12 protein-coding genes are annotated in these 9,396 nt (G+C 71.6%); 6 read left to right on the forward strand and 6 right to left on the reverse strand.

Features of this window, described 5'->3' with window-relative positions; translation table 11 throughout:
• Window positions 1-130 precede the first annotated feature (130 nt).
• On the forward strand, window positions 131-2,149 hold the full coding sequence (locus ASD35_RS06390) for a DEAD/DEAH box helicase (RefSeq protein WP_056874038.1): 2,019 nt from the start codon (window positions 131-133) through the stop codon (window positions 2,147-2,149).
• 9 nt (window positions 2,150-2,158) lie between these two features.
• Here ASD35_RS06390 and ASD35_RS06395 read toward each other — a convergent pair whose 3' ends face one another.
• The 5 genes from ASD35_RS06395 to ybaK form a co-directional block, all read right to left on the reverse strand.
• On the reverse strand, window positions 2,159-2,515 hold the full coding sequence (locus ASD35_RS06395; protein ID WP_056874039.1) for a RidA family protein: 357 nt from the start codon (window positions 2,513-2,515) through the stop codon (window positions 2,159-2,161).
• Window positions 2,512-3,171 (reverse strand): glycerol-3-phosphate 1-O-acyltransferase PlsY, encoded by a 660-nt coding sequence (gene plsY, locus ASD35_RS06400; protein ID WP_056874040.1) that lies wholly within the window; start codon window positions 3,169-3,171, stop codon window positions 2,512-2,514. Before plsY ends, ASD35_RS06395 begins: the two co-directional genes overlap by 4 nt.
• A gap of 35 nt (window positions 3,172-3,206) precedes the next feature.
• On the reverse strand, window positions 3,207-3,539 hold the full coding sequence (locus ASD35_RS06405) for a hypothetical protein (protein WP_056874041.1): 333 nt from the start codon (window positions 3,537-3,539) through the stop codon (window positions 3,207-3,209).
• Window positions 3,540-3,630: 91 nt separating this feature from the next.
• Entirely contained in the window at window positions 3,631-4,104 is a 474-nt protein-coding gene (locus ASD35_RS06410) for an MgtC/SapB family protein (protein ID WP_056874042.1), read from the reverse strand.
• Window positions 4,105-4,144: 40 nt separating this feature from the next.
• Window positions 4,145-4,633: a Cys-tRNA(Pro) deacylase gene (ybaK, locus tag ASD35_RS06415; protein ID WP_056874043.1), complete on the reverse strand. Its 489-nt coding sequence runs from the start codon at window positions 4,631-4,633 to the stop codon at window positions 4,145-4,147.
• An 89-nt stretch (window positions 4,634-4,722) separates the two neighbouring features.
• Here ybaK and ASD35_RS06420 point away from each other — a divergent pair, with 89 nt between their 5' ends.
• The 5 genes from ASD35_RS06420 (at window position 4,723) to ASD35_RS06440 (ending at window position 7,687) form a co-directional block, all read left to right on the forward strand.
• Window positions 4,723-5,271 carry a DUF2975 domain-containing protein gene (locus ASD35_RS06420; protein WP_056874044.1) on the forward strand — a complete coding sequence of 183 codons (549 nt, stop codon included), beginning with the start codon at window positions 4,723-4,725 and terminating at the stop codon, window positions 5,269-5,271.
• A 50-nt stretch (window positions 5,272-5,321) separates the two neighbouring features.
• Window positions 5,322-5,552 carry a helix-turn-helix transcriptional regulator gene (locus ASD35_RS06425; RefSeq protein ID WP_056874045.1) on the forward strand — a complete coding sequence of 77 codons (231 nt, stop codon included), beginning with the start codon at window positions 5,322-5,324 and terminating at the stop codon, window positions 5,550-5,552.
• Between the two features lie 3 nt (window positions 5,553-5,555).
• Complete coding sequence (locus ASD35_RS06430) at window positions 5,556-6,290, forward strand: hypothetical protein (RefSeq protein ID WP_056874046.1); 735 nt, start codon at window positions 5,556-5,558, stop codon at window positions 6,288-6,290.
• Window positions 6,287-6,949 (forward strand): hypothetical protein, encoded by a 663-nt coding sequence (locus ASD35_RS27030; protein ID WP_056874047.1) that lies wholly within the window; start codon window positions 6,287-6,289, stop codon window positions 6,947-6,949. Before ASD35_RS06430 ends, ASD35_RS27030 begins: the two co-directional genes overlap by 4 nt.
• 102 nt (window positions 6,950-7,051) lie before the next feature.
• Window positions 7,052-7,687 carry a LysE family translocator gene (locus ASD35_RS06440; protein WP_056874048.1) on the forward strand — a complete coding sequence of 212 codons (636 nt, stop codon included), beginning with the start codon at window positions 7,052-7,054 and terminating at the stop codon, window positions 7,685-7,687.
• On the opposite strand, the gene ASD35_RS06445 is transcribed toward ASD35_RS06440, so the two are convergent.
• Window positions 7,667-9,364 carry an acyl-CoA synthetase gene (locus tag ASD35_RS06445; RefSeq protein ID WP_056874049.1) on the reverse strand — a complete coding sequence of 566 codons (1,698 nt, stop codon included), beginning with the start codon at window positions 9,362-9,364 and terminating at the stop codon, window positions 7,667-7,669. The two genes, ASD35_RS06440 and ASD35_RS06445, sit on opposite strands and share 21 nt — an antisense overlap.
• Window positions 9,365-9,396: the final 32 nt, after the last annotated feature.

A 9,396-nucleotide genomic window follows, 5' to 3' on the forward strand; every position in this document is an offset into this window, starting at 1 on the left:
CGGCGACCTCGGTGTGGCGGGACGCGCAGGCTAAGCGGGCGGCGCGCGGCCGGCCTTGTTCGGCGTCAAGCTCGGGCGCTTTTCACGCGCCGCTACAGTCGCGCCTCCCGAACCCGCCCCCTCCCCTGCGATGAGCCTTGCCGACGTGCGCGCGGCCCTGAACGCCGAGCTGTCGGCCACGCCCGAGTACTACGACTTCAAGGTGTTGCACACCGAGCGCGACGGCGCGCTGTGGCGGGTGACGCTGGAGCCGGGCTATGTGTTCGCCGAAGGCCAGCGGCCCGGCAACGCCTCGGCCCAGGCGCTGCTGGACGACAGCCTGGACGGCGCGAGCGTCTGGTGGGGCGCACCGGCCAAGGGCGGCGCCAGCGTGCTGGCCGTGCTGGCCGAGGACGACCAGCTCGTGCTGCAGAACGCCAGCAGCCCGCCGCCGTCGGCCGGCCACCTGATCCGCCTGTACCCGACGCGCTTCCTGAACGCCGTGGCCGACGCCTGGTGGGACACGCCGTGGGCTGAAGCTGCGCTGGGCTGCCTGCCCGACCTGTCGAACCCGCAGGCGCTGGCCGGTGGCGCGGCGTTGACCGGCGAGCCCTTCCGCTGGCTGCGCCCGGCGCAGCGCGCGGCGCTGGCGCTCACCGGCCACAGCAGCGGCTTCCTGTGGGGACCGCCGGGCACGGGCAAGACGACGACGCTGGGCGTGCTGCTGGCCGAGTACCTGGACCGCCACCGCCAAGCCCGCGTGCTGCTGCTGTCCACCACCAACCAGGCGGTGGACCAGGCCACGCTGGCGGTCGACAAGGCCTTGCACAAGGGTCGCCGCGAGCGGCTGCGCGCCGACGTGCAGCGCCTGGGCACGCGCTTCGACGCGGCGGCCTACGACGGCCGCGAGCACCTGATCCCGACGCAGGACCGCGACCCCATCGCCCGCCTGGCCCGCGCCGAGGCCGCCCGGCCGTCGGCGCGCGACGCTCCCGCGCTGAAGGCCTGGGCCGACCGCGTGGCCGCTCTGCGCGACGAGCTGCGCAGCGCGTCGCAGAAGGTGCTGCAACGCTGCCGCCTGGCCAGCATGACCACCACGCGCGCCGCCTTCACGCTGAAGACGCTGCGCGAGCTGGCCCCTGACGGCGCGCCGCCCTTCGACCTGCTGGTCTTCGACGAGGCCAGCCAGGTGAGCCTCGCGCACGCGCTGGTGCTGATGCCGCTGGGCCGCGCGCGGCTGTTCGCGGGCGACCCGCAGCAGCTGTCGCCGGTGCTGCGCAGCGACGACCGCACGGCGCGGCGCTGGCTGGGCCGCTCGGCCTTTGCCGAGATGCCGCGCGGCGGGCCTGCGGTGGCGCTGCTGGACGAGCAGTCGCGCATGGCGCCGCCCATCGGCGAGCTGGTCAGCCAGCTGTTCTACGACGGCGCGTTGCGCGTGGCGGCGGATGCATCAGCCTCGCCCGAGTGGCAGGCAGCCCGGCAGCGCACGCTGGGCGACATGCCCGCCGACGTGCATGTGCACGTGCACCGCGTGAAGGCCGACGGCGGCTGGGTGGCCGCCGAGCGCGGGCCGGTGCGGCGCGAGTCCGCCGAGGCGATCGCCGCGCTGCTGGACGAGGCGCTGGCCAGCGGCCAGTGGCGCTCTGACGAGCTGATCGTGCTGACGCCCTTCCGCGCCCAGCGCGCGCTGATCCGCGAGCGGCTGCGTGCGCGCGGGTTGCCGGAGCAGCTGCGCGTCAGCACCGTGCACCGCGCGCAGGGCAGCGAGGCCCCGGTGGTGCTGTTCGACCCGGCGGACGGCGCCCAGCCCTTCCTGCACGGCGAGGCCGCGCAGCGCCTGCTCAACGTGGCGTTGAGCCGGGCGCAGGCCAAGCTGGTGGTGTTCGTGTCGCCGGCCGATGCGGCCAGCCCGCTGCTGGCGCCGCTGGTGCAGCGGCTGCGACTGGCGGGGGACACGCGGCCCGTGACGCCGCTGCTGGACCTGGCGCGTGAAGCGGGCTTTCCGGCCAATGCGCTGGGGCGGCGCGTCAGCGCCGGCCGGCACGAGGGCGAGGTGGCGCGCATCAGCGCCGACGGGCGTCAGTTCTGGCTGGTCAATGCGCGCACCGGCGCGGAGCAGCTGATCGACGTGGCGTTCTGGCGCCAGCGCGCCCAGGGCCACGCCGGTTGAGTACCCGCCTCAGACGGCCGCGGTGACGAGGATCTCGACCTTCCACTCCGGCCGGGCCAGGCCGGCGATGACGGTGGCGCGCGGCGGCGTGTGGCCGGGCGAGACCCAGGCTTCCCATGCGGTGTTCATGCCGGCGAAGTCGGCGCGGTCGGCGAGGAAGATCTGGGCGCGCAGGATGCGGGCCTTGCTGGTGCCGGCGCGCTCCAGCAGCTTGTCGATGGCGGCGAGCACCTGGGCGGTCTGGCCCTCGATGCCGACGCTGGTGTCTTCAGGCACCTGGCCGGCCAGGTAGGCCACGCCGTTGTGCACGGCCATCTCCGACATGCGGGCGCCAACGTCGAAGCGTTCGATTTCTTGCTTGCTCATGGTTTCTTGCGGGTCTTGGTGGGTTTGACGGGATGCGATGCGGCCGCGGCCTTGGCCCCGAGCTTGCTCTCGGTGCCGGCCAGCAGCTTCTTGATGTTGCCCTGGTGCCGCCAGACCAGCAGCAGGCCCATGATGATCAGGGCGAGCGCGGTCGGGCCGGCTTCCCAAATCAGCAACTGATACATCGGCGCGAAGGCGGCCGACACGATGGCGGCCAGCGACGAGTAGCGGCTGAACCAGGCAATGATGAGCCAGGTCGCCAGCGTCGCCACGCCCAGCAGCGGGTTGAGCGCGAAGATGACGCCGGCCGCCGTGGCCACGCCCTTGCCACCCTGGAAGCGGAAGAACACCGGCCACAGGTGGCCCAGGAAGGCAGCCAGCCCGACCAGCGCCGCCGTGCCCTCGCCGAGGCCGAAGCGCGGCCCCCAGATCAGCACGGCCAGCACGGGCAGATAGCCCTTGAGCGCGTCGAACACCAGCGTCAGGATGGCTGCGGCCTTGTTGCCAGAGCGCAGCACGTTGGTGGCGCCGGGGTTGCCCGAGCCGTAGGAGCGCGGGTCCGACAGGCCCATCACGCGGCTGATGATGACGGCGAAGGACAGCGAGCCGATCAGGTAGCCAACGACGGCCGCAAGCAGGGGAAGAGCGGTTTGCATGGGGCGGCATTGTCATTCAGCCGACGGGCCGGGCGTCAACGCCGGCGGGCTTGCCACCACGACTGCAGCCGTCGCGCCTGGGCGAGCAGCAAGAGGATGAACCTGCCCACCGGCTTGCGCAGCGGCGGCACGTCCTCGGCCAACAGCAACAGGCCGACGGGCAGCCACTCGATGCCGATGACGGGCATGAACCAGAACACGGCGGCCAAGATGCACAGCAGCCCAGCCGGTATGCGCAGCCAGATGCCCCCCGGGCTGCGCAACCACCGCAGCCAGCGCGCCACACGCGCCGGCAGCACCTGCTCCAGGCCGGCATAGGCCCGGTCCAGCGTCTGCCGGCCGTTCAGGGCCTGGGTCTGCGTCGACATCGCTGCAGTGTGGCCACCGCCCGTACCGGCGCGCATCAGGCGCCGTCGGCCGGCCCCGTAGGACGGCGCCGCGCGCCGGTCCTCGCCGTGCTCAATGCTTGTCCCGGCCCGCCAAGCGCGGCAGCAGCGCCAGCACCGCCAGCGACAGCAGCGCGCTCAGCACCGCCGTCGTCTCGCGGCCCAGCCCACAGGCCACGCCGATGGCCGCGGTCATCCAGATGCCGGCCGCCGTCGTCAGGCCCTGCGTGTCTTCCTCGTTGTGGCGCTTGATGATGGCGCCCGCGCCGAGGAAACCGACGCCGGTGACGATGCCCTGGATGACGCGGCTCATGTCGGCCACCGCCATGCCGCCCAGTTCAGGCACCAGCACGAAGAGCGCCGCGCCCATGGCCACCAGCATGTGGGTGCGGATGCCCGCTGCCTTGCCGTGGCTCTCGCGTTCATAGCCCAGCATGCCGCCGAGTAGGGCCGCCAGCAGCAGCCGCGTCATGATGCGTGTGACCTGCTCGGCGTCGGGCGCGTCGGAGAACTCCGAGCGCAGGGTTTCGAGGATGGTGGTCCACATGGACGGCCGCACGGCAAACGGCGCGCCCGTCGCGACAGGATCAGTTCGCGCAGGTCACGGGCCGCGCGCCCAGCAACTCGGTCAGCACGCGCGGCGCGATGCCGACGAGATAGCCGCGCCGGCCGCCGTTGATGCAGATCTTGTCCAACGCCAGGATGCTTTCCTCGACGAACACCGGCATGGCCTTGCGCACGCCGAAGGGCGAGGTGCCGCCCACCTGGTAGCCGCTGTGGCGCCGCGCCACCTCGGGCTTGCAGGGTTCGACCTTCTTGCACGGGATCTGCCGCGCCAGCTCCTTCAGGCTCACCGTGCGGTCGCCGTGCATCAGCACGATCAGCGGCTCGGCTTTTTCGTCCTGCATCACCAGCGTCTTGACGACGGCATGCTCCTCGACGCCCAGTTGCCTGGCCGACTCGGCCGTGCCGCCGTGCTCGACGTAGTCGTAGACATGCTCGGTGAACTCGACACCGGCGCGCTTCAGCGCCTGGGTTGCGGGGGTCTCACTGACGTGGCTGCTCTTTTTGCTCATGCCCCTCATTCTCGGGGAAGCTCTTGTTGCCTTTACACAGCAAGCAATTATTGTTTTACAGTAAGTTTTTCTCGTTTTACGAAGACGCCATGTCCGAGTCCTTCTCCGCTGCCGGCCTGGCCCGCATCCGCCGCCTGGCCTGGATCGTGCGGTTGCTGTGCCTGCTCGGGGTGGTCGTCATCGGCACCCTGCCGTTCATCTTCTGGGCCGAGCCGGAGTGGGTGGCTGAAATCGCGGCCCGCACCTGGCACCTCAGCAAGCTGCAGCTCGACCTGGGTTCGCGGCTGTGGGGCCTGGCGGCGTCCATGCTCCCCACGTCGGTCAGCCTGTTCGCGCTGTGGCAGATGTGGTCGCTGTTCGGCTGCTTCGCTCAGGGCGAGCTGCTCGCGCAGCGCCCGGCCCAGCACCTGCGCCGCCTCGGCCTCGGCCTGTGCGCGCTGGCCGCCGCCCAGCCGCTGGGCCAAACACTGGCCATCCTGGCGGTGACCTGGGGCAACCCCAAGGGCGAACGCCAGCTGTGGCTGGGGCTGTCGTCCGACCATTACCTCGCGCTGCTGTTCGGCCTGCTGCTGCTGGCGCTGGCCCAGGTGCTGCACGAGGCGGCCCGTGTCGCCGATGAAAACGCGGAGTTCGTATGAGCCCCTCGGCCCGCCAAGCGGCCATCGGCGCAAGAAAGTGATTCGCTGACATGCCTATCGTCGTCACCCTCGACGTCATGCTCGCGCGGCGCAAGATGCGCTCGCGCGAGCTGGCCGAGCGCGTCGGCATCACTGAAGCGAACCTGTCCCTGCTCAAGAGCGGCAAGGTGCGCGGCGTGCGCTTCGACACCCTGGCCCGCATCTGCGACGTCCTGCAATGCCAGCCCGGCGACCTGCTCGCCTGGGAACCCGGCCCCGAACCTCCCGACGACTCCGACTGATCCATGCGAATCCTTCTCGCCTGCCTGCTGGCCGCCGCCACAGCCACCCATGCCCAAACTGCCAACGAAGTCCTGCCTCCGGTGGTGACGGAACTCAAGCGCGACGGCAACGCCTTGCCCTACGCGCAGATCAACAGCCTGCTGACCAAGCTGCGCCAGCACGGCGAGGGCCTGTTCCGCATGGACTTCAAGGTCGACACCGAGAAGACCAAGCGGCCACTTTCAGAAATCCGCATGGCGGTGCGCAGCGACGACGCCGACCACCCCATCAAGCTCGACGCCAACGGCCGCTTCGAGCTACCGCTGCTGCCCGAGGCCGAAGCCAAGAGCGCCGACCTCGCGACCAACGTGGCGAAGGGGCAGATGGCCGTGCGCGGCACGATAGAGCTGACCCTGGCGCCCGAGGCGCTGGACATGGCCAAGGTGCGCCAGATCATGCGCGTGGCCCGCACGCTGCGCGAGGAGCTGCTGCCCTGGTACCTGCGCTGGCTGTTCCCGCGCATCGACGCGGTGCGCATCTGCAGCCCGACGCCGACCTGGGAGCTGGAATGGCGCGAGGACGGGCAGTTGCTGGGGCTGCCACTGCCCCAGGCCGCCAACGAGCGCGATCCCGAGGCCAAGAAGGATGACCCGGCCCGGCTGTGCACGCTGCTGACCGGCCAGGAGAACTGGCCTGGCAGCGCCCGGCTGTTGGCACCGGCCGGCACCCGCCTGAGCGTGAAGCTGCGGAGCAAATGAACCACCGCTGGCTGGCCCGCATCCTCGTCGTGGCGCTGCATGCGGCGCTGCTGGCGGCGCTGTGGCTGCACAAGCCGGCGCGCCTGGACGACGGCCGCGACCGGCGGCTGACCGCCATCCGCCTCGTGCCACCGCGGCCCGACCCTGCGCCGCGACCGGCGCCACCTCTTCCGCCACGCGCCGCGCCGCGCACCGCCTTGCCGGACCTGCCGGCCATCGCGCCGCCCGCCTTCAGCACCGAGCCGGAGGCCACCGCCGCCGCGCCGGCGCCCACGGTCGCCGTGCCCCCCGTGCCCCTCACCCCGCCCGCCGAGCCGCCGCGCACCACGCTGCGGCTGACGCTGCCGCCGGGCTACGCCGCCTCGTCTGCCGCCGCGCGCAACCCCGCGCTCAGCGACCCGCGCAGCAACACGCCGCGCCTCACGCTGGAAGACCGCATCGCCGACGCCACCGGCGGCGCCGGGGCGTGGGTGGAGGAGCAGACCAGCGACAACCGCTCCCAGGCCGTCGGTGCGCTCGGCGAGTACCGCACCGTCATGCGCCGCGGCAATACCTGCGTCGAGATCTTCCGCTCGCGCATCTCCGACACCGACCCGTTCAACGGCAACGTCGCACCGCGCGCCGGCAAGATGATGGGCAAGCCGTACAAGTGCAGGTGAGCGCCGGGCTCGGCCCCGGCCCCGCTCGGCGAAGGCCCGCAACGCGCGAGGCCTTGGCTTGTTTCCTAGACTGCGCGAGTTCCGGCCTGACCGCTCACCACCATGCCCTTTTCCACCTGGCTGCTCTTCTGCAGCGTCGCCCTGCTCGCCACCTTCGCGCCCGGCCCGGGCGTGCTGCTGGCCATCTCCAACTCGGTGGCCGTCGGCCCGCGGCAGACGGCGTTCAGCTCGCTGGGCAACGCGGCGGGCCTGTTCATCGTCTCGGGCGCGGCGACCGCGGGCATGGGCGCGCTGCTGGCCGTGTCGGCCTCCGGCTTCCTGATCGTGAAGGCGGTGGGCGCCGCCTATCTCGTCTACCTGGGCATCAGACAGTGGCGCAGCGCGCCGCAGCCGCTGGCGGCCGCATCCACGTCAGCGGCGCAGCCGCACACGGCCGGCCGGCTGTTCCTGCAAGGCCTGGGTGTCGCGGTCACCAATCCGAAGGCCATCCTGTTCTTCACAGCACTGTTCCCACAGTTCCTGACGCCCGGCGCGCCGCTGCTGCCGCAGACCTTGCTGCTGACGGCCACCTTCACCGCGCTGGCTCTCATCTCGCATGCGTTCTACGTCGGCCTGTTCCGCAGCCTGCGGCGGTTCCTGACCGAGGCGCGGCACATGCGGCTCTTCAACCGCGTCTCGGGCGGCCTCTTCGTGCTGCTGGGCTTGAGCCTGCTGAGGCTACGCAACCGCGCCGCCTGACGCGCGCGCCTGCTCGCGCAGCCGCAGCACCCGGCGCTGCACCTTGCCGGTGGTCGTCATCGGCAGCGCGTCGATGAATTCGATTTCCTTGGGGTATTCGTAGGGCGCCAGCCGCGCCTTGACGTGGGCCTGCAGCGCGTCGACGAGCGCCGCGTCGCCCGCATGCCCCGGCGCCAGCACGACATACGCCTTCACCAGTGCACCGCGCTCGGCGTCGGGCTTGGGCACGACGGCCGCGTTGGCGACGGCGGGGTGCTTGAGCAGGCAGTTCTCGATCTCGCCGGGCCCGATGCGGTAGCCGGCGCTCTTGAACACGTCGTCGGCGCGGCCTTCGTACCAGAGCGTGCCGTCGCTGTCGCTGCGGGCGAGGTCGCCGGTGCGGCACCAGCTGTCGCCGGGGTCGCCGGTGAACTTCGCCTTCGTCGCGGCTTCGTTGTTCCAGTAGCCGAGGAAGAACACCGGGTCCGGCACGCCGTGGCGGTCGCGTGCATGCACGGCGACTTCGCCGGTTTCTCCAGGCGCGCATTCGCGGCCTTCGTCGTCGATGACGGCCACGCGGTGTCCCGGGTAGGCGCGGCCCATGCTGCCCGGCTTGGCCGGCCATAGCCGCTGGCAGTTGCCGACGACGTAGTTCATCTCGGTCTGGCCGAACATCTCGTTAACGGGCACGCCCAAAGCGTCGCGGCACCAGCTGAACACGGCGTCGCCCACGGCCTCGCCGGCGCTCATCAGCGCGCGCAGCTTGAGACCGTGGCGCTGCGGGCGGGGCTCGGCCTTCATCATGGCCTTGAGCGCCGTGGGGAAGAGGAAGGCGTGCGTGACCCCATGCACGGCCATCAGCTCGAACGCCTTGGCCGCGGAGAAGCGGCCCTGCCACGCCACGATGGGGCGGCCAAAGTAGAGCGTCGGCAGCAAGGCGTCCATCAGCCCGCCGGTCCACGCCCAGTCGGCAGGGCTCCAGAAGACGGCGTCGCTGGGCTGCGCCGGATTGAAAGGATCGAAGCCGAACCAGTTCTGGCTCGCAACGAAGCCGGTCAGGTTGCCGACCAGCGCCCGCTGCGGGATCAGCGCGCCCTTGGGGTTGCCGGTGGTGCCGCTGGTGTAGATCAGGATGGCCGGGTCGCCTGCGCGGGTGGCCACCGGCTTGAAGCGCGCCTCCTCGGCCTGCAGCGCCGCCATCCACGGCAGTTCATCGCCCGCCACGTCGCAGTCGCCGACGACCAGCGTGCGGCGCAGCGACGGGCAGTCGGCCTTGGCCTCGCGCAGCGCGGGCAGCACGTCGCAGGCGGCGATGGCGAGCACGGCGCCGCTGTCCTGCAGCCGGTAGGCCAGCGCCTCGGCACCGAACAGCATGGACAGCGGCATCGCCACCGCGCCGATCTGCTGGATGGCGATGTGGGCGACGGCGGTCTCGAAGCGCTGCGGCAGCACGATGGCCACGCGGTGGCCGCGGCGCACGCCCTGGTTCAGCAGCGCATTGGACAGGCGGTTGGCGGCGCGCTGCAGCTGCGCATAGCTGTACTGCGCGCGGCAGCCGCTCTCGCTGTCGAAATGGATGGCGGTGGCCTTGGGCGTCTCCCGCGCCCAGCGGCCGCAGCAGGCCTCGGCGATGTTGAAGTCGTCGGGCACCTGCCAGCGGAAGGCGGCATGCAGCTGCGCGTAACGGTCTTCCGCCATGGGAGTACCCCGGTTGGGACAAGGGGGCGAAT

The organism is Pelomonas sp. Root1444 (assembly GCF_001426885.1).
Lineage (GTDB): Bacteria > Pseudomonadota > Gammaproteobacteria > Burkholderiales > Burkholderiaceae_C > Pelomonas.